General features: G+C 71.1%; 16 protein-coding genes. 14 read left to right on the top strand and 2 right to left on the bottom strand.

Annotated features, from left to right (window positions below):
* Positions 1 to 524 precede the first annotated feature (524 nt).
* The 4 genes from ACIQ5Y_RS30775 (at position 525) to ACIQ5Y_RS30760 (ending at position 7,161) form a co-directional block, all read left to right on the top strand.
* Complete coding sequence (locus ACIQ5Y_RS30775) at positions 525 to 2,453, top strand: IucA/IucC family protein (protein ID WP_403887636.1); 1,929 nt, start codon at positions 525 to 527, stop codon at positions 2,451 to 2,453.
* Positions 2,454 to 2,485: 32 nt separating this feature from the next.
* On the top strand, positions 2,486 to 3,184 hold the full coding sequence (locus ACIQ5Y_RS30770; protein ID WP_403887633.1) for a GNAT family N-acetyltransferase: 699 nt from the start codon (positions 2,486 to 2,488) through the stop codon (positions 3,182 to 3,184).
* A 97-nt stretch (positions 3,185 to 3,281) separates the two neighbouring features.
* Entirely contained in the window at positions 3,282 to 5,138 is a 1,857-nt protein-coding gene (locus ACIQ5Y_RS30765; RefSeq protein ID WP_403887630.1) for an IucA/IucC family protein, read from the top strand.
* 52 nt (positions 5,139 to 5,190) lie between these two features.
* Positions 5,191 to 7,161 (top strand): ATP-dependent DNA helicase, encoded by a 1,971-nt coding sequence (locus ACIQ5Y_RS30760; protein ID WP_403887627.1) that lies wholly within the window; start codon positions 5,191 to 5,193, stop codon positions 7,159 to 7,161.
* A gap of 150 nt (positions 7,162 to 7,311) precedes the next feature.
* On the opposite strand, the gene lexA is transcribed toward ACIQ5Y_RS30760, so the two are convergent.
* A complete protein-coding gene (lexA, locus tag ACIQ5Y_RS30755; protein WP_365173116.1) occupies positions 7,312 to 8,106 on the bottom strand; it encodes a transcriptional repressor LexA in 795 nt (264 codons plus the stop codon).
* A 467-nt stretch (positions 8,107 to 8,573) separates the two neighbouring features.
* Between lexA and nrdR the strand changes: the two genes are divergently transcribed.
* The 8 genes from nrdR (at position 8,574) to ACIQ5Y_RS30715 (ending at position 18,377) form a co-directional block, all read left to right on the top strand.
* Positions 8,574 to 9,086, top strand: coding sequence for a transcriptional regulator NrdR (nrdR, locus tag ACIQ5Y_RS30750; protein ID WP_403887624.1), 513 nt, complete (start codon positions 8,574 to 8,576; stop codon positions 9,084 to 9,086).
* A 140-nt stretch (positions 9,087 to 9,226) separates the two neighbouring features.
* Positions 9,227 to 12,118, top strand: coding sequence for a vitamin B12-dependent ribonucleotide reductase (locus ACIQ5Y_RS30745; protein ID WP_403887621.1), 2,892 nt, complete (start codon positions 9,227 to 9,229; stop codon positions 12,116 to 12,118).
* 184 nt (positions 12,119 to 12,302) lie between these two features.
* A complete protein-coding gene (locus tag ACIQ5Y_RS30740; RefSeq protein ID WP_403887618.1) occupies positions 12,303 to 13,007 on the top strand; it encodes a DUF6215 domain-containing protein in 705 nt (234 codons plus the stop codon).
* 59 nt (positions 13,008 to 13,066) lie between these two features.
* The gene (locus ACIQ5Y_RS30735) at positions 13,067 to 13,915 is read left to right on the top strand and encodes an arylamine N-acetyltransferase (protein WP_403887615.1); all 849 of its coding nucleotides are present in this window, start codon (positions 13,067 to 13,069) and stop codon (positions 13,913 to 13,915) included.
* 32 nt (positions 13,916 to 13,947) lie between these two features.
* A complete protein-coding gene (locus ACIQ5Y_RS30730; RefSeq protein ID WP_403887612.1) occupies positions 13,948 to 14,553 on the top strand; it encodes a YdbC family protein in 606 nt (201 codons plus the stop codon).
* 114 nt (positions 14,554 to 14,667) lie between these two features.
* Complete coding sequence (locus ACIQ5Y_RS30725; protein ID WP_403887609.1) at positions 14,668 to 15,327, top strand: histidine phosphatase family protein; 660 nt, start codon at positions 14,668 to 14,670, stop codon at positions 15,325 to 15,327.
* 11 nt (positions 15,328 to 15,338) lie between these two features.
* Positions 15,339 to 16,256, top strand: coding sequence for an ADP-ribosylglycohydrolase family protein (locus ACIQ5Y_RS30720; protein WP_403887606.1), 918 nt, complete (start codon positions 15,339 to 15,341; stop codon positions 16,254 to 16,256).
* Between the two features lie 546 nt (positions 16,257 to 16,802).
* On the top strand, positions 16,803 to 18,377 hold the full coding sequence (locus tag ACIQ5Y_RS30715; protein ID WP_403887603.1) for a DUF4153 domain-containing protein: 1,575 nt from the start codon (positions 16,803 to 16,805) through the stop codon (positions 18,375 to 18,377).
* Positions 18,378 to 18,445: 68 nt separating this feature from the next.
* Here the strand turns inward: ACIQ5Y_RS30715 and ACIQ5Y_RS30710 are convergent, their stop codons facing one another.
* Positions 18,446 to 19,999 (bottom strand): MFS transporter, encoded by a 1,554-nt coding sequence (locus tag ACIQ5Y_RS30710; RefSeq protein ID WP_403887600.1) that lies wholly within the window; start codon positions 19,997 to 19,999, stop codon positions 18,446 to 18,448.
* A gap of 154 nt (positions 20,000 to 20,153) precedes the next feature.
* On the opposite strand from ACIQ5Y_RS30710, the gene ACIQ5Y_RS30705 reads away from it, so the two are divergent.
* Both ACIQ5Y_RS30705 and ACIQ5Y_RS30700 read left to right on the top strand, forming a co-directional pair.
* Positions 20,154 to 20,756 (top strand): TetR/AcrR family transcriptional regulator, encoded by a 603-nt coding sequence (locus tag ACIQ5Y_RS30705; protein WP_403887684.1) that lies wholly within the window; start codon positions 20,154 to 20,156, stop codon positions 20,754 to 20,756.
* 271 nt (positions 20,757 to 21,027) lie between these two features.
* On the top strand, positions 21,028 to 21,738 hold the full coding sequence (locus ACIQ5Y_RS30700; RefSeq protein WP_403887598.1) for a ribonuclease HII: 711 nt from the start codon (positions 21,028 to 21,030) through the stop codon (positions 21,736 to 21,738).
* The last annotated feature ends 6 nt before the right edge of the window (positions 21,739 to 21,744 follow it).

Raw genomic sequence — 21,744 nt, 5'->3', positions numbered from 1 at the left:
CCACACCCCCGCCCCACCCGCGACCCGTCCACGCGCAGCCCGCACCCCCAGCCCCGGCCACCCCTTGGTCCGCGCCCGCCGAGCCCGCCCACGCGCAGCAGCCCGCACCCCCGGCTCCGGCCCACGCGCAGCCCGCACCCCCAGCCCCGGCCACCCCTTGGTCCGCGCCCGCCGAGCCGGCCCACGCGCAGCAGCCCGCACCCCCGGCTCCGGCCCACGCGCAGCCCGCACCCCCGGCTCCGGCCCACCCGTGGCCCGCGCCCCCGGGACCGGCGCAGCCCTGGGTAGCGCCTGCCGAGCCCGTCCAGCCTCAGCCGACGTCCCCGGAGCCCGCCCAGCCTCGCGGCACGTCCACCGGGCCCGATGACCAGCAGGCCACACCAGCGGACCCCGCCCAGCCCTGGGCCCCGCACCCCACCCCCGCGCACCCGAGGCCCGCGCCCTCAGGGCCGGCCGAGCCCTGGGCCGAGCCTGCCGGCTCGCGGAACGCACCCCCCGAGCCCCGGGTCGAGCATCCCGAGGTCGTGACGGGGGCCGGGGGCGACGGGGCGTACGCCGCCACTGGTGAGCAGGGCCGACGGGTGCCCGCGCCGGAGGGCCCGGCGGCGGCCACCGTGCCGCGGCAGAAGGACGGCACGGCCCCGCCCCGCGTCAGCCGCAGAGACATGGCCCGGCCGGAGCAGGCCGGGCCGCCCGAGCTGCTGGACCACCCCGACCCGACGCTCGCCGCCGAGGCCGCGACGGTCGAGAACCTGCTCCGCTGCTGGGTCCGCGAAGCCGGACTCCGCCGCCCCGACGGCCCCGCCGGGACGCCGCTGCGCATCCCCCTCCCCGCCTCCGGAGCCGCCCTGAACGTCGCCGTCCGCCACTGGTCCCCGGCCGGCTGGCACCGCTTCGGCCCGGCGCGACTGGAATCCGCACCCACCACGGCCCCCGCCCTCGACGCCGTCACCCTTGCCGCTCTCCTCGCCCGTGAAGGCACTCGTACGCGTACCTCCACCGGCGACGGTCACGACCACGGCTCCGCCGACCTCGTGGCGCGAGTGGCCGACTCGGTCCGCCGCACCGCAGAGTTCATCGCCGACCGACGCGAACGCCCCACCGCCCCGGCCCCCGTCAGCGCGGACCGCTTCCTGACTTCCGAACAGTCCCTCCTCCTGGGCCACCCCCTCCAACCGGATCCGAAGAGCCGCGAAGGACTCTCGGAGACCGAAGCCCGTCGCTACTCACCCGAACTGCACGGCTCCTTCCCCCTGCACTGGTTCGCCGTCGAACCCGCCGCCCTCGCCACCCAATCGGCCTGGACGGAACGGGGCCGCCCCGTCTCCGCCGCCCGGCTCCTCGGCCGGCTCGCCCCCGGCCTCGCGGTGCCCGACGGCGCCACCCCCCTTCCCCTGCACCCCTGGCAGGCCCGCGACCTGCTCCAACGCCCCGCCGTCGCCGCCCTCCGCGAAGCAGGACTCCTACACGACCTCGGCCCCCACGGCGCCCCCTGGTACCCCACCTCCTCCGTCCGAACCGTCCACCGCCCCGGCACCCCCGCGATGCTCAAGCTCTCCCTGGGCCTACGCATCACCAACTCCCGCCGCGAGAACCTCCGCAAGGAACTGCACCGCGGCGTCGAGGTCCACCGGCTGCTCCGCACCGGCCTCGCCGAGCAGTGGCAGACGGGCCACCCCGGCTTCGACATCGTCCGCGACCCCGCCTGGGTCGCCGTCGACGCCCCGGACGGCACCCCCGTCCCCGGACTCGACGCCCTGCTGCGCCACAACCCCTTCCGCTCCTCCGACGACGTCGTCTGCGTCGCCGCGCTGACCTCCCCCCGCCCGTGGCCCGGCCGGCCCGGCATGACCTCCCGGCTCGCCGAGACCGTCTCCCGCCTCGCCACGAGTACCGGCCGTCCCACCTCCGCCGTCGCCGCCGAGTGGTTCCTGCGCTACCTCGACCACGTGGTCCTGCCGGTCCTCGCCTTCGACGCGCTCGCCGGCATCGCCCTCGAAGCCCACCAGCAGAACACCCTGGTCCTCCTCGACCCGGCCGGCTGGCCGGTCGGCGGCCGCTTCCGCGACAACCAGGGCTACTACTTCCGCGCATCGCGCCGCGCGGAACTGGAGCACCGGCTCCCGGGCATCGGCAGCGTCAGCGACACCTTCGTATCCGATGCCGTGACCGACGAACGGTTCGCCTACTACCTCGGCATCAACAACGTGCTCGGCCTCATCGGCGCCTTCGGCTCCCAGCGCCTCGCCGACGAGCGCGTACTGCTCGCCGCCTTCCGCCGGTTCCTCCGCAAGGCAGCCCACCTCGGCCCGCTCCCCACGCGGCTCCTCGACTCACCCACCCTGCGCTGCAAGGCGAATCTGCTCACCCGCCTGGGCGGCCTCGACGAGCTGGTCGGTCCCGTCGACACCCAGTCCGTCTACGTCACCATCGCCAACCCCCTCCACGATTGACACGTCAGCGCCGATACGGAGAAGAGCCCCCGATGCCCTCCACCGAAACCACTGCCGATCCCGCAGGCTCCGCAACCCGTGCGTTCGGCAGCCTGCGCACCATCGACGAAACGATCGAACTTCGCTTTCCCGTGGGCCGGTTGCCTCAGCTCGCCGAGGCTGACCTGCTCGATTCCCCGGCCCTCTGGGGCAGAACGGACACGCCGGCCGGCACCTTCCGCCTCGAACCCGTACGACCCGACCGGGACCTGGGGCTGCTCACCGGCTGGATGAACGATCCAGAAGTCGACGCCTACTGGGAGCTCGCCGGCCCCGAAGCCGTCACCGGGGCCCATCTGCGGGCCCAGCTCGACGGAGACGGCCGCAGCATCCCCTGCCTCGGGCTGCTCGACGGCACGCCGATGAGCTACTGGGAGATCTACCGGGCCGATCTCGACCCGCTGTCCCGGTCCTACCCGGCGCGCCCCCACGACACGGGTATCCACCTGCTGATCGGAGACGGAACGAACCGCGGCCGGGGCCTGGGCACCACACTGCTGCGCGCCGTCGCCGACCTGGTGCTCGACAACCGACCTCGCTGCACACGCGTCATCGCCGAACCGGACATCCGCAACACCCCCTCCGTATCAGCCTTCCTGGGCTCGGGTTTCCGCTGTTTCGCGGAAATCGACCTGCCCGAGAAGCGCGCCGCCCTGATGATCCGGGAGCGGGCGCTGCGCAATCTGCTCTGACTGCCGCCCCGCAGGCCCCGACCGCCCCGCCGCTTCGCACCTCTCCCTTCGAAAACTCCGCGCCACGCGGCAAAGTTCCCGAGCCCCGAGGAGACCCGTGCAGAATTTCCAGACCCCCCACGACGCCACGGAACCGCCCGTGCCGCCCTCGCCCCAGCACCCCTGTACGCCCCCCGAACTCACCCGTCCGACCTGGGACTTCGCAGCCCGCCGACTACTCGCCAAGATGCTTTCCGAGTTCGCGTACGAGGAGATCATCAGTCCGGTCCGCGCCTCTGCCCGGTCCGGCGACGCCTGGACCCTCACCCTCGACGACGGCAGCAGCCTCGGCTTCCGCGCCCGCCGCCGCGTCTACGGGAGCTGGCACGTCATCCCGGACACCATCACCCTGACCCCGGCGCCGCCCTCCACTGAGCCTCCCATCGCCTTCGGGGACCCGTACGCCTTCCTCATCCGCGCCCGCACCCTCCTCGGCCTCGACGGAGCCACCCTCGGCCACCTCGTCCGCGAGCTCAGCGCCACCCTCGCCGCCGACGCCCGGATCGACCACACCGCGCTCACCGCCGACGTCCTCGCGGACCTGGACTACGCCGCCCTCGAAGGCCACCAGACGGGCCACCCCTGGCTCGTCCTCAACAAGGGCCGCATCGGACTCTCCGCCTCCGACACCGCGGCCTGGTCCCCCGAGGCCCGCACCCGCCAGCGCCTGCCCTGGCTAGCCGCCCACACCTCGATCGCCGCCTACCGCGGCACCGCCGGCCTGGAGGATCCCGCCCGCCTCTACTCCGCGGAGCTCGATCCCGTCACCCGTGCCGCCTTCGACCAGAGCCTGCGCGACCGCGGCCTGGACCCTCTCGGCTACCTCTACTTCCCGGTCCACCCCTGGCAGTGGGACGAGGTGGTCCTCCCGCTCTTCGCCCCGGCCCTCGCAGCCGGCACCCTCGTCCCGCTGCCCGCCGACCCCGACGTACGACTGCCCCAGCAGTCGATCCGCACCTTCCTCAACCTCACCCGCCCCGACCGGCACAGCGTCAAGCTGCCGCTCTCCGTCTTCAACACCATGGTCTGGCGCGGCCTGCCCTCCGATCTTGCCCTCGCCGCGCCCGCCGTCACCGCCTGGATCCACTCGCTCCGCGACGGCGACACCTTCCTCCGCGACGAGTGCGGGGTGATCCTGCTGGGCGAAGTCGCCTCCGTCACCGTCCGTCATCCCGTGTACGACGAGCTTCCCGAGGTCCCGTACCAGTACAAGGAACTCCTCGGCGCGATCTGGCGCGAGCCCCTGACCGGCCGCCTCGCCCCCGGCGAGCGTGCCCGCACGCTCGCCTCCCTCCTCCACACCGACCCGCGCGGCCGTTCCTTCACCGCCGAGCTCGTCGCCCGGTCCGGCCTGGCCCCGGCGGTCTGGCTCCAGCGCCTCTTCGCCGCCGTGCTGCCCCCACTGCTCCACTTCCTCTACCGCTACGGCACCGTCTTCTCCCCGCACGGGGAGAACGCCGTCGTGATCTTCGACGAGCAGGACGTCCCGGTCCGGCTGGCGGTGAAGGACTTCGTGGACGACGTCAACATCAGCGACGAGCCGCTCCCCGAGCTGGCCTCGCTGCCCGAAGAGGTCCGGGCCGTCCTGCTCACCGAGTCCTCCGACTTCCTTCCGCAGTTCATCCACTCCGGACTCTTCGTGGGTGTCTTCCGCTACCTCTCCGCCCTGTGCGAGGACCGCCTGGACGTGCCGGAGAGCGAGTTCTGGTCCCTCGTACGGGCGGAGATCGTGCGCCACCAGGCCCGCTTCCCCGAGCTCAAGGACCGCTACGAGCTCTTCGACCTGCTCGGAGAACGCATCGGACGGCTCTGCCTGAACCGGAACCGGCTCTACGAGGACGGCTACCGAGACCGCCCCGACCGCCCGCACGCCGTGCAGCACGGCACCGTACCCAACCCCTTGTACCGGCCTTGATCCCTCGCCGGTGCGCTCATTGTCGGTGCGGCCCCGTAGGGTTGGCAGTGCTATGACGAAGCCCTCCCTCCCCGACCTGCTGCACGCCGCCGTCTCCGCCGTCGGCGGTACGGAGCGCCCCGGCCAGGTGGCCATGGCCGAAGCCGTCGCCGAAGCGATCGACGACAACTCCCACCGGCTCATCCAGGCCGGCACCGGCACCGGAAAGTCCCTCGGATACCTGGTGCCGGCACTGGCCCACGGGGAGCGCGTGGTGGTGGCCACGGCGACCCTCGCCCTCCAGCGGCAGCTCGTCGAGCGTGACCTGCCGCGGACGGTGGAGGCGCTGCACCCGCAGCTGCGTCGCCGCCCGCAGTTCGCCATGCTCAAGGGCCGGTCCAACTACCTGTGCCTGCACCGCCTGCACGAGGGCGCGCCGCAGGACGAGGAGGAGGGCCTCTTCGACCAGTTCGAGGCGGCCACCCCCACGAGCAAGCTCGGCAAGGACCTGTTGCGCCTGCGCGACTGGGCCGACGAGACGGAGACCGGCGACCGCGACGATCTGACCCCGGGTGTCTCCGACAAGGCCTGGGGGCAGATCTCCGTCTCCTCCCGCGAATGCCTGGGCGCGACGAAGTGCGCGTACGGGGCCGAGTGCTTTGCCGAGGCCGCCCGCGAGCGCGCCAAGCTCGCGGACGTGGTCGTCACCAACCACGCGCTGCTCGCCATCGACGCCATCGAGGGCGCCCCCGTGCTGCCCCAGCACGAGGTGCTGATCGTGGACGAGGCGCATGAGCTGGTTTCCCGCGTGACCGGGGTCGCCACCGGCGAGCTCACCCCGGGGCAGGTCAACCGGGCCGTGAAGCGTGCGGCCAAGCTGGTCGACGAGAAGATCGCGGACTCCCTGCAGACCGCCGCCGAGTCCTTCGAACGGGTCATGGAGCTGGCGCTCCCGGGCCGCCTCGAAGTGATCCCCGAGGACCTCGGCTACGCGCTGATGGCCCTGCGGGACGCCTCGCGCAATGTGATCTCCGCGATCGGCGCGACCCGCGACAAGTCCGTCCACGACGAGGACGCGGTCCGCAAGCAGGCCCTGGCCGGCGTGGAAGGCATCCACACGGTGGCGGAGCGGATCACCACCGGCTCCGAGTACGACGTCGTCTGGTACGAGCGCCACGACCGCTTCGGCGCGACGGTCCGGGTCGCCCCGCTGTCGGTGTCCGGCCTGCTGCGGGAGAAGCTGTTCGAGGACCGCTCGGTGGTCCTCACCTCGGCCACCCTCAAGCTCGGCGGCGACTTCAACGGCGTCGCGGCCTCGCTGGGGCTCTCCCCCGAAGGGGTCGAAGGGGACGACGTACCGGCCTGGAAGGGCCTGGATGTCGGCTCGCCCTTCGACTATCCGAAGCAGGGCATCCTCTACGTCGCCAAACACCTGGCCACGCCGGGCCGCGAGGGCACCCGCGGCGACATGATGGACGAGCTCGCCGAGCTGATCGAGGCGGCCGGTGGCCGCACGCTCGGCCTCTTCTCCTCCATGCGGGGCGCCAAGGCGGCCGCCGAGGAGCTGCGCGGCCGGCTCGACAATCCGATCCTGCTCCAGGGCGAGGAGACGCTCGGCGAGCTGATCAAGGCCTTCGCTGCCGACCCGAAGACCTGCCTGTTCGGGACGTTGTCGCTCTGGCAGGGAGTGGACGTGCCCGGTCCCAGCTGCCAGCTCGTGGTGATGGACAGGATCCCCTTCCCGCGCCCCGACGACCCGCTGATGAGCGCCCGACAGAAGTCGGTGGAGGAGCACGGGGGCAACGGCTTCATGGCCGTAGCGGCCACGCACGCCGCCCTGCTGATGGCCCAGGGCGCGGGTCGCCTCGTACGGGCCGGCGGCGACCGGGGTGTCGTCGCCGTGCTGGACCCGCGGCTGGCCACGGCCCGCTACGGGAGCTTCCTGCGGGCCACGCTGCCGGACTTCTGGTACACCACGGACCGCAACCAGGCCCGCCGCTCGCTGGCAGCCATCGACGCCGCCGCGAAGGCCGACGGCAAGTAGGTCTTGGGGAGCACGAACCGCACCATCAATTGAGCAACCCAAACGGCGAGCAACCACGTCCGCGAGAGCGGCGGCGGTTTAGCCGCAAAAACAGAACAACCCCCGGGACCGGCGCAGTGGGTCCCGGGGGTTGGACGGAGGCGGCGGGCGTCAGACCCGACGCAGTACCGCGACGACCTTGCCGAGGATGGTCGCCTCGTCACCGGGAATCGGCTGGTAGGCGGAGTTGTGCGGGAGGAGCCAGACATGGCCGTCCTCGCGCTTGAAACGCTTGACGGTGGCCTCGCCGTCCAGCATCGCGGCGACGATGTCGCCGTTCTCCGCGACGGGCTGGCGACGCACCGTGACCCAGTCGCCGTCACAGATCGCGGCCTCGATCATCGAGTCACCGACGACCTTGAGGACGAACAGCTCACCGTCGCCCACGAGCTGGCGGGGGAGCGGGAACACATCCTCGACGGACTCCTCGGCGAGGATCGGGCCGCCGGCCGCGATCCGGCCGACCAGGGGAACGTAGGACGCGGCGGGCTTGCCCGTGGTGTCCGTGGGCTGCGAGCTCGGCTGGTCGGAGCCGCGCACCTCATAGGCGCGGGGGCGGTGCGGGTCGCGCCGCAGGAAACCCTTCCGCTCCAGGGCCATCAGCTGGTGGGCGACGGACGACGTGCTCGACAGGCCGACGGCCTGGCCGATCTCCCGCATCGACGGCGGGTAACCCCGACGCTGCACGGAGTCGCGGATGACCTCGATGACCCGCCGCTGCCGGTCCGTGAGCCCGGAGCTGTCGGCGCGGATGCCTGGAGGTCGACCTGGCAGCGAGCGTGCGGGGCGTACGACGGGCTCCGCCTCCGGATTCAGGTTTGCGTCGTTCATGGCATGCACCGGCTCGAGTCGGCTCTGGGAGCGGTTCTGGGCAGTGATGGTGGCACTGTCTGCGGTCGTGGTCACGTCGGCCCCTCTCGAAATGTTCTCCCTAGCTGGACAACGGTAGTAGCTTTCGAAAGGTTGCGCCAAACACACGTTCGAGTGAAAAATCGCAGATCGTCCCGCGTGGGCACATCGAGAGGTGTATAGACGCTCGGTGGGCCGAACGTGGGTTCGGCTCGGCGCCCGCTGCTTACGGTACCCTTCCCGGTCGGGTCGCCACCGTCGGGGCTGCGCCCAGTGTGGCACCGCGGAGCCTCGTATCCGGCTATCGGACGGCACGACACGCGGAGTGGGTTAAATCCGCCGCAACCCAAGATCTAGTGGTTGGATGAGCGCTGCCACCCAGAGGTTGTGGTCCTCGGTCTGCCGAGGGTCCCGGCATCGCATATGCTTGTGGCTGCTTCACGAGCCCCCGGCAGAGCTTGTCCCTGTCGTTCAGGGGCTCCGTGGGGTGATTCAGTCGTGCCAAAAGGGAGGGTGAGGGAACCATGCACTGCCCCTTCTGCAGGCACCCCGACAGCCGCGTCGTCGACAGTCGCACCACGGACGACGGCACGTCGATCCGCAGGCGCCGTCAGTGCCCCGACTGCTCCCGTCGTTTCACGACGGTGGAGACGGCCTCGCTGATGGTGATCAAGCGCAGCGGGGTGACCGAACCCTTCAGCCGTACCAAGGTCATCTCCGGCGCGCGCAAGGCGTGCCAGGGGCGGCCGGTCACCGAGGACGCCCTCGCCAAGCTCGGCCAGCGGGTCGAGGAGGCGGTGCGCGCCACCGGAAGCGCCGAGCTGACCACCCACGACGTGGGTCTGGCCATCCTCGGCCCGTTGCAGGAGCTCGACCTGGTCGCGTACCTGCGGTTCGCGTCCGTTTACAAAGCTTTCGACACCCTTGAAGACTTCGAGACCGCCATCGCGGAACTGCGCGAGCCGCGGCCTCATCCCGAAGAGTGCGAGCCCGGGGGGACCGGTTCGGTCCCCGTGCCCGCCTCCGCCGCCGACTGACCGGACGGCCCTCGCCGTGGAGCCCAGGCGCCGCGGTGTGGCCGGTCAGCCGAGCGAAGAGACGTAGATACAGATACACAGCACCGTGCCGCGGAATAGCGCTGGCACTTTAGGGCGTTTTGCCCGCATTGGGAGGCGGCATGACAGAGACGGCGAGCAGCTCGGCACGTGGTTCCCGCGCCAAGGGGACCAAGGCCGCCAAGGGCGGCCTGCGTATCGAGCGCATCCACACCACCCCCGGCGTGCACCCTTACGACGAGGTGAGCTGGGAGCGTCGTGACGTCGTCATGACCAACTGGCGCGACGGCTCGGTCAACTTCGAGCAGCGCGGCGTCGAGTTCCCCGACTTCTGGTCGGTGAACGCGGTCAACATCGTCACCAGCAAGTACTTCCGCGGCGCGGTCGGCACCCCGCAGCGCGAGACCGGTCTGAAGCAGCTGATCGACCGGATCGTGAAGACCTACACCAAGGCCGGCGAGGACTACGACTACTTCTCGTCGCCCGCCGACGCGGAGATCTTCGAGCACGAGCTCACCTACGCCCTCCTGCACCAGATCTTCAGCTTCAACTCCCCGGTGTGGTTCAACGTCGGCACCCCTCAGCCGCAGCAGGTCTCGGCCTGCTTCATCCTGGCCGTCGACGACTCCATGGAGTCGATCCTCGACTGGTACAAGGAAGAGGGAATGATCTTCAAGGGCGGCTCCGGCGCCGGCCTGAACCTCTCCCGCATCCGCTCCTCCAAGGAGCTCCTGTCCTCCGGCGGCAACGCCTCGGGTCCCGTCTCCTTCATGCGCGGAGCCGACGCGTCCGCAGGAACGATCAAGTCGGGCGGCGCCACCCGCCGCGCGGCCAAGATGGTCGTCCTGGACGTGGACCACCCGGACGTCGAGGCCTTCATCGAGACCAAGGTGAAGGAAGAGGAGAAGATCCGCGCCCTGCGCGACGCGGGCTTCGACATGGACCTGGGCGGCGACGACATCACGTCCGTCCAGTACCAGAACGCCAACAACTCCGTCCGCGTGAACGACGAGTTCATGACGGCCGTCGAGAACGGCACCGAGTTCGGCCTGCGCGCCCGCATGACCGGTGAGGTCATCGAGAAGGTCGACGCCAAGGCGCTCTTCCGCAAGCTGGCCGAGGCCGCGTGGGCCTGCGCCGACCCGGGCATCCAGTACGACGGTGTGATCAACAACTGGCACACCTGCCCCGAGTCCGGCCGCATCACCGCGTCCAACCCCTGCAGCGAGTACATGCACCTGGACAACACGTCCTGCAACCTCGCCTCGCTCAACCTGATGAAGTTCCTGAACGACGACGGCAAGGGCAACCAGTCCTTCGACGCCGAGCGCTTCGCCAAGGTCGTCGAGCTCGTCATCACCGCGATGGACATCTCCATCTGCTTCGCGGACTTCCCGACGCAGAAGATCGGCGAGAACACCCGCGCCTTCCGCCAGCTCGGCATCGGCTACGCCAACCTCGGCGCCCTGCTGATGGCCACCGGCCACGCGTACGACTCGGACGGCGGCCGCACCCTCGCCGCGTCGATCACCTCCCTCATGACCGGCACCGCCTACAAGCGCTCCGCCGAGCTGGCCGCGATCGTCGGCCCGTACGACGGCTACGCCCGCAACGCCGAGTCGCACAAGCGCGTCATGAAGCAGCACTCCGACGCCAACGCCGCCGCGCCGCGCACCGAGGACCTGGACAACACGATCTGGGCCGCGGCCACCGAGGCCTGGCAGGACGTCCTGCGCCTCGGCGAGAAGAACGGCTTCCGCAACTCCCAGGCCTCCGTCCTCGCGCCGACCGGCACCATCGGTCTCGCGATGTCCTGCGACACCACCGGTGTCGAGCCGGACCTGGCCCTGGTCAAGTTCAAGAAGCTCGTCGGCGGCGGCTCGATGCAGATCGTCAACGGCACCGTCCCGCAGGCCCTGCGCCGCCTGGGCTACCAGGAGGAGCAGATCGAGGCGATCGTCGCCCACATCGCCGAGCACGGCGTGGTCGTCGACGCCCCGGGCCTGAAGACCGAGCACTACGAGGTCTTCGACTGCGCGATGGGCGAGCGCTCCATCTCCGCGATGGGCCACGTCCGCATGATGGCCGCGATCCAGCCCTGGATCTCCGGCGCGATCTCGAAGACGGTCAACATGCCGGAGTCGGCGACCGTCGAGGAGATCGAGGAGATCTACTTCGAGGCGTGGAAGATGGGCGTCAAGGCGCTCGCGATCTACCGCGACAACTGCAAGGTCGGCCAGCCCCTCTCCGCCAAGAAGAAGGAAGAGGAGAAGGAGGAGGTCACCGCCAAGACGGAGGAGACCATCCGCGCCGCCGTCGAGAAGGTCATCGAGTACCGCCCCGTCCGCAAGCGCCTCCCCAAGGGCCGCCCGGGCATCACCACCTCCTTCACGGTGGGTGGCGCCGAGGGCTACATGACCGCCAACTCCTACCCGGACGACGGTCTCGGCGAGGTCTTCCTGAAGATGTCCAAGCAGGGCTCGACGCTCGCCGGCATGATGGACGCCTTCTCGATCGCCGTCTCCGTCGGCCTCCAGTACGGCGTGCCGCTGGAGACCTACGTCTCGAAGTTCACCAACATGCGCTTCGAGCCGGCCGGTATGACGGACGACCCGGACGTGCGGATGGCGCAGTCGATCGTCGACTACATCTTCCGCCGCCTGGCGCTGGACTTCCTGCCCTTCGAGACCCGCTCGGCCCTCGGCATCCACACCGCCGAGGAGCGCCAGCGTCACCTGGAGACCGGCTCCTACGAGCCCCTCGACGAGGAGCTGGACACCGAGTCGCTGGCCCAGTCGGCCCCGCTCGCCGCGGTGCCGTCGGCCCCGAAGCCGGCCGTGGTCACCGTCCCGGTCCCGGCTCCGAAGACGGCGCACAGCAACGCCGAACTGGTCGAGATGCAGCTCGGTGTCTCCGCCGACGCCCCGCTCTGCTTCTCCTGCGGTACGAAGATGCAGCGCGCCGGCTCCTGCTACATCTGCGAGGGCTGCGGCTCCACCAGCGGCTGCAGCTGACGCCAGTAGGTCGGTAGGCCCCGGGGCCCGCTGACCGGCAGTACGACGAAGGGGACCGGCCGTTGGCCGGTCCCCTTCGCCATGCCCGGCTCCGGGCGAGGGGACCGGATACTCGTTTCCCGCTGAAACGATCAACGGTTAATCTCCAGCCCGCACATGTGATCAGTGGGGGAAGGGCGGGGAAGTGGCCGAGAGGAATGGGGCCGGAGACGGGACGGGCGTCAACGCGGCGGCACAGGCCATCATGGCGGTGGTGCTGGTCGGAGGGCTGGCCGCCGCTGCATGGGTGACCAGGGACTCCTTCGACACGAAGGCGGCGGACCCGAAACCGGCGGTCTGTCCGGCAGTGGCGGAGGCGGGGACGGCGGGCCGGTCCGAAGCGGACGAGACCGGGGCACAGCTGTGCCGTGCGCTCAATCGGCCGGACCTGCCGACACTCCTCGGAACGCCGCGGGACATGGTGCGCAACGCCTCGGGGAAGGGCGGCGAATTCACGCATGCCGACGGCAGGAAGACCGTCACCCCCGAGGCGGAGGTCGGGCTGGAAGCCCACTCCGTGAAGCTCTCCGCGACTTCCGGTGAGCTCGAGATCGCAGACATGGCCCGTCTTCTGGGACCGTCCGTCGAGCGCACGACGGTCCTGGGGCACCCTGCGGTCCTCTACTCGGACCGGACCATAGCCCTCACCTTCAGGTTCGACGGGCAGAAGAGCACGGCGGGCCAGGGCGGGATCGCCCGGCGGCTGATCGTCGCCAAGGGCCCCGGGGACGGTGGTGGTTGGTTCGAGGTCGTGGTGTGGCGCCAGGACGACAGAACGCCCGATGACGGGGCGCTGTTCCGTGTCGCGGAGCAGGTGCTGCCGGCCGCACCGGGGTGGGCAGCCGGGTGACGCGGACCGGTATCGAGGGCGGAGCGGGCATGAGAGGGGGAGCGGAAGTGGGAGCGGGCGTGGGCACCGTGTGGAGTGGTGACGAGCTGGATCTGGGCGCGTACCTGGAACGGATCGGAGTGCGGCGAGATCCTGATGGCGGCGGGGAACTCCGGGCGGATCTGGCGACGTTGTACGAAGTGCACCGCGCCCACACCGCCGCCGTCACCTTCGAGAACCTGGACGTCCTGCTGGGCCGCCCCGTCGAGCTGGACGTGAAGGCGATCGAGGACAAGCTCGTGCGTGCCCGTCGCGGCGGGTACTGCTACGAGCAGAACTCACTGCTGGCCGCCGCCTTGGAACGGATCGGCTTCGAGGTCTCCGGGCGCGGTGCCCGCAACCGCACCCGCGGAGACTTCCTCACGGCTGTGACGCACGCCGTCCTCGTCGTCACGGTCGAGGGTGAACCGTGGCTCTGCGACGCCGGATTCGGCTACCAGGGGCCCTGCGAGCCCGTCCCGCTCGGGCGGCCCGGTACCGAGGTGCGGCAGGGGGAGTGGACGTACCGCGTCCGTGAGGAGGAGGGTGGCGTCCTCGTGCTGTGCGTCCTGCGCGGGGGCGCCTGGCGGGACTTGTACGCGTTCTCCCCGCAGAGCTACCACCCCGTCGATTACCTGGTGCTCAACCACTACAGCTCCACGCACCCCCGCTCCGCCTTCGTCTCCCGGGCCATCGCGCAGCGGCCGGGCGACGAGGTCCGCCTGGCGTTGGTCGGGCGCGAGCTCACCCGGCTGTATCCGGACGGGCGGGTCGAGAGGGAGAACGTGGGGCCGGACGAGCTGATCGCGGTGCTCGACAGGGAGTTCGGCCTTCGGCTGTCCGGGCGGGATGAGGCGGAAGTGGTGCGGATCCACCGCGCCGGGGACTGACCCGGGACGCGCCGGGACCGTACGATGGCGCAGTGTTGGTCAAGTGGATTCGCTGCACGGTGACGGACCGACGGGGGTTCGAGCGCGGGCAGCGAAAATGGGCGGGGCTGCCGGGCGAGCCGGGATTCCGGGGGCAGGGCGGCGGCTGGAGCCGGGGCCGGCAGGGGGTCGCGCATGTCTTCGCGTTCTGGGAGAGCCGGTCCTTCTACGACTCCTTCATGGCCCGCAGCCATGACCGGCTGGCCGCATCGCAGAACGGCACCTACACCGACCTGCGCGTCACCCTCTTCGACCACCGCTTCGACGTGAAGACGGGGTTCGAGCCCCGGTTCACCGACGCCGATGTCGTACGTGTCGCGCACACCAAGGTCCGCGAGGGCCGGGTCGACCACTTCGCCCTCATGCAGGAGAAGGTGTGGAACCCGGCCATGGCGGGCTCGCCGGGGATGATCCGGGGCCTCTTCGGAGAGGCCCCCGGCCGGGAGTTCCTGGTGCTGTCGATGTGGCACGCGGCGGCCGAGCACGGCAAGTACCGGCAGGAGCGTGTGGAGAGGCTCTCCCTGAGGGCCCAGATCCAGGCCGATGTCGAGGCTCTCACCGGTGACGTCGTCGACCTCGAACCGTCCTGGACGGTGTGATCGTGCGTTCGCCCGACGGCCTGGCGTTGTGAATGTACGACGACCGCCGGCTCGGCCGGGCTCTGACCGGCGTGCCCGTCTGTCGGCCCGGCGGTGGCCGAATAGGGTCGTGGGATGTCTCGACCACGTCGCATCGTCCTTGTCCGGCACGGGGAATCGGAGGGTAACGCCGACGATTCGGTGTACGAGCGTGAGCCCGACCACGCCCTTCGGCTGACGAAGAAGGGGCGCGAGCAGGCCGTGACCGCCGGCGAGCGGCTGCGCGAGCTCTTCGGCGACGAGACGATCAGCGCGTACGTCTCCCCCTACCGGCGGACCCTGCAGACCTTCCGGGAGCTGCGGCTGGACCCGACCCGCGTCCGGATGCGCGAAGAGCCGAGGCTGCGCGAGCAGGACTGGGGAAACTGGCAGGAGCGGGAGGACGTACGGCTCCAGAAGGCCTACCGGGACGCGTACGGGCACTTCTTCTACCGGTTCGCGCAAGGAGAGTCGGGCGCCGACGTGTACGACCGGGTCGGGTCCTTCCTGGAGAGCCTCTACCGCAGCTTCGAGGCCCCGGACCACCCCGAGAACGTGCTGCTCGTGACGCACGGACTGACGATGCGACTCTTCTGCATGCGGTGGTTCCACTGGTCGGTGGCCGAGTTCGAGTCACTGTCGAATCCCGGCAACGGCGAATACCGGGTGCTCATGCGTGGACCGGACAGTCGCTACCGGATGGACCGCCCGTTTGAGCGGTGGACCACACCCGAGCCTTACGATCTCGACGGCTAGAGTGGCCCGCAATGACCCCTGACTCCACTCCCGAACAGCGCTACGCACGCGCCATGTCCAGCCTCAGAGGGCTGGCTCTGGGGGACGCCCTGGGCTCCCAGTACTTCGTCCCCGTGAACTACCCGCTGCTCAAGCGGCGCGAACTGCCCGCCGGTACCGAGACGTGGCAGTGGACCGACGACACCGAGATGGCGTGCTCGGTCGTGGCCGTGTTGGCCGAACACGGCCGCATCGACCAGGACGCGCTCGCGAGCTCCTTCGCGCACCACCACGACTTCGACCGGGGCTATGGCCCCGCGGTGAACCGGATGCTGCGGCTGGTCCGGGAAGGCGAGGACTGGCGCACGCTCGCCGCCGAACTGTTCAACGGGCAGGGCTCCTGGGGCAACGGCGCCGCCATGCGGATCGCTCCGCTCGGAGCCTGGTACGCCGACGACCCCGAGCAGGCCACGCATCAGGCGGAGATCTCCTCCTACACCACCCACCAGCACCGCGAGGCGGTGTGCGGGGCCATGGCCGTCGCCGCGGCGGCCGCGCTCGCCGCGGATCCGGCCGGCCCGCCGAAGGCGTCCGACCTGCTGGACGGAGTGATCGCCCTGGTGCCGCGCAGCGCGGTGGGTGCCGGGCTGCGCCGGGCGAGGGACATGCTGGACTACGGCGACGCGACCACGGTCGCCGCGGTCCTGGGCTGCGGACGGCGCACCAGCGCCCACGACACCGTGCCCTTCGCCCTGTGGTCCGCGGCGCGTTCGCTGCAGGACTACGAGCGGGCGTTCTGGACCACCGCGCAGGTGGGCGGGGACGTCGACACGACCTGCGCCATCGTCGGCGGAGTGCTGGGCGCACGCGGCGACGAGGTGCTGCCGGCCGCGTGGCTGGCGCGCACGGAGGCCCTGCCGGCCTGGCTGCCGGAGGCGGCGGCGAGCTAGTGCTCTGACCGGAAGGGTTTGCCGGTTCACGGCGTCCGGTGCGGTGCATCGCAAGGCGGAGGGCCACGGCTCGTACTGGACGTACTCGCCTGGCCCGACAACGCGGCGAGGTGCCGTGCCGGGCGTCGTGAGGCGGTGAACCTTTCCGGTCAGAGCACTAGGTTCTGCCCGAGTCGGTTCGGGGGCACCCCTGTTGGGGTGCCCCCTTCCGTTTGTCACGGTCCTGCCACAGGCTCTTTTGATCCTGTTCAAAACCCTCCCGGCGCGTCCTACGCTGACTGCTCAGCCGCCCCGAACCGCAATGCCGGGGCGGCCTGCTGGGAGGGGATCTTGATGTCAGAGAACACCGACGGCGTGGATGAAGCCGCGTCCGAGACCGCCGGTGGGGCGGCGAAGCCGGCCGAAGCGGCGGTTCCGGCGCCCGGCCCACAAACCGGATCGGCCTCCGGCGCCTCGGCGGCCCCGCAGCCCGGAGCGACGTCTGATGCCCCACCGGGTCCACAGCCCACGGCGCCCCCCGGTGCGCCGCCGGGGCCGCAGCCCGGAGTGCCCCCTGAGGCCGCCGCGCACATGGCCTGGCAGGCGCACCAGCAGCGGGCGCGTGCCGCGGCCCTCGCCAAGGCCTCCGCCCCGCCCACGTGGGTCGTACGGATACGGCCGGCCGAAGCCGCTCCCGTGCGGTCCACGACGCTCGTCGCCGCACTCGTGGCCGGTCTCGCCACCGCTCTGCTGCTCGGCGACGGCCTCGGCCCCGGCCTGCCGCTCGTGGTGCTGCCCGCCGTCGTCGCCGCGTACTTCGCCGCCCGCGCGGCCGGTCGGGCGCCCCGCCCCTGGACCCTGCTCTGGGCGGTCGGCTGCCTCGCGCTCCTCGTCGTACCGGCCCTGCGCGACTCCGCATGGCCGGCCACGCTCGCCATCCTGGCCGCCATCCTGCTCGGCGCGCTCGCCCTGCACGGCAGCCGAACCTGGCACGGGGTGCTGCTCAGCCCGCTCGGCCTGTTCGAGTCGGCCGTGAGCGGCACCGGTTGGGCCTGGGCGGGCCTGCGGTCACGCAGCGGGGGCATCAGCAAGGACCGCTGGCTGCCCGTCCTGAAGGCGACCGCCGTGGCCGCGGTGCTGCTGGTGCTCTTCGGCACGCTGTTCGCCTCCGCCGACGCCGCCTTCGCCGATCTGCTGGGCAACCTCACGCCCGACGTCACCGTCGGCGAGGGGCCCTTCCGGACCGTCCTCTTCGCCCTCGGTGTCGTCCTCGCGCTCGCCGCCGCCCGCACCGCCGCGGCCCCGCTGCGCTGGGACCGGATCGAGGTCACCCCGGGCAAGCCGCGCTCCCGCGTCGAATGGGCGCTTCCGCTCATCGTGCTCAACCTGCTCTTCGCGGGCTTCAACGCCGTTCAGCTGACCGTCCTGTTCGGCGGTTACGACAAGGTCCTCGGCAGCACCGGCCTCGGCCACGCCGAGTACGCCCGGCAGGGCTTCTGGCAACTGCTCTGGGCCACCCTGCTCACCCTCGTCGTCATCGCGCTCGCCCTGCGCTGGGCCCCGCGGGACGGTGCCGGCGACCGCCGCTTCGTCCGCGTCGTCCTCGGGGTGCTGTGCGCGATGACGCTGGTGGTCGTGGCCTCCGCGCTGCGCCGGATGGGCTTCTACGTGGACGAGTACGGGCTGACCAGGTTGCGCGTGTCGGTGGCCGCCATGGAGATGTGGCTCGGGCTGGTCATCGTACTGATCATGGCGGCAGGGGCGTTCGGTGCGCGCTGGCTGCCGCGTGCGGTCGCGGGCAGCGCCGCCGCGGCCGTCCTCGCCTTCGGCCTGCTGTCCCCGGACGGCATGGTCGCCGAGAGCAACGTGGCCCGCTACAAGACCGACGGCAAGATCGACCTCGCCTACTTCCAGTTCCTGTCGGCGGACGCGGTCCCCGCCCTCGACGGATTGCCCGAACCGCAGCGGTCCTGCGCCCTGCGGGGGATCAACGACGAGATGGCGAGGGCCGGGGACGTCCCCTGGTACGCGATGAGCCTGGGCGAGCACCGCGCCCGGAAGATCCTGCGCGAGCGGCCGGTGACCGTCTCCTACGCGGAGTGCTCGCGCCTCGGCGCGTTCGGCAGCCGCATCGAGTACTAGAAGTCGGTGTACGAGGGGCCGGGCGCGGGAGCGATCCCGCGCCCGGCCCCTCGTACGGCCGCCGGTGCTCAGGCGGCCGGACCGGCCTTCGCGGCCGCGCCGTTCAGGGCGTCCAGGTCGCTCTTGCGTACCCGGATCACCAGCAGGGCGGTGGCCAGGGCCAGTCCCGCCATCGCCACGGCGGCGAAGAACGCGGTGGAGATGCCGTGTGCGAGCACGAGGTCCCCCCAGGGGTCGGGCAGCCGCCCGGACTCCTTGGCCGCGGCCAGCTGACCGGGATCGGCCTGGGCGATGAAGGCCCGGGTCTGCTTCTCGGCCTCGCCGCGGGTGGCCGTGCCGAAGACGGTGACCAGGATGGACAGGCCGAGCGAGCCGCCGACCTGCTGGCTGGCGTTGAGCAGCCCGGAGGCGGCGCCGGCCTCCCTGGGCGCGACGCCGGAGACCGCGGTGAGGGTGAGCGTCACGAAGTTGAGGCCCATGCCGAAGCCGAACAGCAGCATGGGCCCGAGGACCCCGGAGAGGTACGAGGAGTCGGTCCGGAGGAAGGTCAGCCAGGCCAGCCCCGTGCCGACGAGGGCCGTACCGGTGACCATGAAGGGCTTCGGGCCGAGGCGCGGCAGGAAGCGCTGCGAGAGGCCGGCCGCCGTGATGATGGCGGCGGTCACGGGCAGGAAGCCCAGCCCGGACTGGATCGGGCTGAAGCCCAGTACGTTCTGCACGAACTGGACGATGAAGAAGAACATGCCGAACATCGCGGCGGCGAGGCTGAGCATGATCACGTAGGTGCCGGCGCGATTGCGGTCGGCGAACATCCGCAGCGGGATGATCGGCTCGCGGGCCTTCGACTCGATGGCCACGAACAGCGAGAGCAGGACGACGGCCGCGAAGAACGAGCCGAGGGTGAGGGAGTCGCGCCAGCCGTCCTCGGAGGCGCGGATGAACCCGTAGACGAGCGAGGCCATGCCGCCGGTGGAGGTGAGCGCTCCGGCGACGTCGAAGCGGCCGGGGTGACGCTCGGACTCGCTGATGTAGAGCGGGGCGAGCACGGCGATCAGCACACCGATCGGCACGTTGACGAAGAAGACCCAGCGCCAGTCGAGCCACTCGGTCAGCATGCCCCCCGCGAGCAGGCCGATCGCGCCGCCGCCGGCCGAGACGGCGGCGAACACCCCGAAGGCCCGGTTGCGTTCGGGGCCTTCGGCGAAGGTGGTGGTGATCAGCGCGAGCGAGGTCGGCGAGGCGATGGCACCGCCGACGCCCTGGAGGGCGCGGGCCGCGAGCAGTTGCCAGGGCTCCTCGGCGAAGCCGCCGAGGAGGGAGGCCAGCGTGAAGAGCAGGATTCCGGCCATGAAGACGCGGCGCCGGCCCAGGATGTCACCGGCCCGGCCGCCCAGCAGGAGCAGGCCGCCGAAGGTCAGGGTGTAGGCGCTGAGGACCCACGAGAGGTCGGTGGTGCTGAAGGCGAGGGCCGTCTGGATGTGCGGGAGTGCGATGTTCACGATGGTCGCGTCGAGGACGACCATGAGCTGACAGGCGGCGATGACGGTGAGCGCCACTCCGGGGCGCCCCTCGCGGCGGGCAGCTCCCGGTATTCGGGGCGTGGCGAGTTGAGAGCTTGTCACTGAGGATCCCCCCACCAAAGTGAAATAGTGAACGCATTCGTTCACTTCGGCCTACGGTAGGAGCCCGGCCTTAGGGAACGCAAGCGTTCACTAAGGCTGAAAATGCGTGCGAGGGGCGCGCGGTGGGCGCGTAGGCCGGTGGGAGGTTCGGATGGTGGTGGGTTCGCGCTGGTCGGCGGCGTCATCGGGGCGCAGACGGGGTCCCGAACTCGAACGGGCGATTCTCGACGCCGCGTTGGAGCAATTGAGTACGGTCGGCTGGAACGCGCTCACGATGGAGGGCGTCGCGGCGGGCGCGCAGACGGGCAAGGCGGCGATCTACCGGCGTTGGCCCTCCAAGGCGGACCTGGTGGCCGATGTGCTGCGGTCCGGTCTGCCGCCGATCGGCGCGATTCCCGACCGCGGATCGATCCGGGAGGACCTGTTCCTGCTGTGCGTGCGGATGCGCGACGTCATGTCCTCGCGGGCCGGGCTGGCCCTGCGGTCGGTCCTTCACGAATGCGACCACACGCATGCCGACCGGTTCCAAGGGGTCATCTGGTCGGGGCTGCACGAGCCGGCCCAGGAGCGGATCAGGGAGCTGCTGGCGCGCGGCATCGAACGGGGCGACGTCCGGCCGGACGCGATCGGTCCCTACGTCGTGGACGTCATTCCGGCGCTGCTGATGTACGGGGCGAAGGTGCGCGGGAGCGAATGGGGGGACACGGACATCGGGGCGATGATCGACGAGGTGATGGTGCCGGCGCTCAGAGTGTGAGACGGGGCGCGGGGCGCCGAGGGGGAGCGAAAACTGCGCGGAGGCCGCGCGGAAGCGGCGTGGGACTGGCGTGGCGGTGGTCCGGGAATGCCGCGGGAGCCGTGCGGGGCCTGGGCGGAAGCGGCCTCGTGGGCGGCCTCGCGGCGGTCGCTCGGTGGGCCCGTGGGGGGTCTCGCGGTGGCCCGGACGGGGTCTCGTCGACGGCCGCGCGGGAGCGGGAGCCGGGCCGGGGTGTGCAGGCGGCGCGGGGCGGCGTAACCTTGCTGGCGCCATGCCGTACGAAGCACCCACCCACACCGTCGAACGCTCCCTCCGTGCAACCACCGGCGCCAAGGTCATCGCCGGGGTCGACGAAGTCGGACGAGGGGCCTGGGCCGGTCCCGTCACCGTGTGCGCGGCGATCACCGGTCTGCGCCGGCCGCCCGCGGGTCTCACCGACTCCAAACTGCTCACGCCCAAGCGACGCGACGCCCTCGTCGAGGTCCTGGAGGACTGGGTCACGGCGTACGCCCTCGGGGACGCCTCCCCGGAGGAGATCGACGAACTGGGTATGACCGCGGCCCTGAGGCTGGCGGCGGAGCGGGCCCTGGAGGCCCTCCCCGTGCGGCCCGACGCGGTGATACTCGACGGCAAGCACGACTATCTCGGCCCGCCCTGGCGGGTTCGGACGGTGATCAAGGGCGACCAGTCCTGCGTCGCCGTAGCGGCGGCCTCGGTCATCGCCAAAGTGAGGCGTGACCGGATGATGGCCGCACTCGGCCAACAGGGCGACGGGATCGAAGACTTCGGTTTCGCCGCCAACGCCGGATATCCCTCGCCCGTACACCGGGCGGCACTTGAGGAACGGGGGCCCACCCCGTACCACCGGCTCTCGTGGTCGTACCTCGACGCGCTGCCCCGGTGGCGCCACTTGAAGAAGGTGCGGCGCAGCGAGGAATCGATGGAGCTGGAAAACGGAGGCCAACTCGGCTTCGATTTCTGATCGCAC

The sequence above is a fragment of the Streptomyces sp. NPDC096339 genome (assembly GCF_044762985.1).
Taxonomy (GTDB): Bacteria; Actinomycetota; Actinomycetes; order Streptomycetales; family Streptomycetaceae; genus Streptomyces.
The sequence above is the reverse complement of the archived record's forward strand: the minus strand, read 5'-3'. Positions and strand labels throughout refer to the sequence as shown.

Excerpts from the sequence above, each read along its gene's own strand:
- ACIQ5Y_RS30760 (WP_403887627.1), top strand. The coding sequence starts at position 5,191 with ATGACGAAGCCCTCCCTCCCCGACCTGCTGCACGCCGCCGTCTCCGCC.
- ACIQ5Y_RS30745 (WP_403887621.1), top strand. The coding sequence starts at position 9,227 with ATGACAGAGACGGCGAGCAGCTCGGCACGTGGTTCCCGCGCCAAGGGG.
- ACIQ5Y_RS30720 (WP_403887606.1), top strand. The coding sequence starts at position 15,339 with ATGACCCCTGACTCCACTCCCGAACAGCGCTACGCACGCGCCATGTCC.
- nrdR (WP_403887624.1), top strand. The coding sequence starts at position 8,574 with ATGCACTGCCCCTTCTGCAGGCACCCCGACAGCCGCGTCGTCGACAGT.
- ACIQ5Y_RS30725 (WP_403887609.1), top strand. The coding sequence starts at position 14,668 with ATGTCTCGACCACGTCGCATCGTCCTTGTCCGGCACGGGGAATCGGAG.
- ACIQ5Y_RS30700 (WP_403887598.1), top strand. The coding sequence starts at position 21,028 with ATGCCGTACGAAGCACCCACCCACACCGTCGAACGCTCCCTCCGTGCA.
- ACIQ5Y_RS30770 (WP_403887633.1), top strand. The coding sequence starts at position 2,486 with ATGCCCTCCACCGAAACCACTGCCGATCCCGCAGGCTCCGCAACCCGT.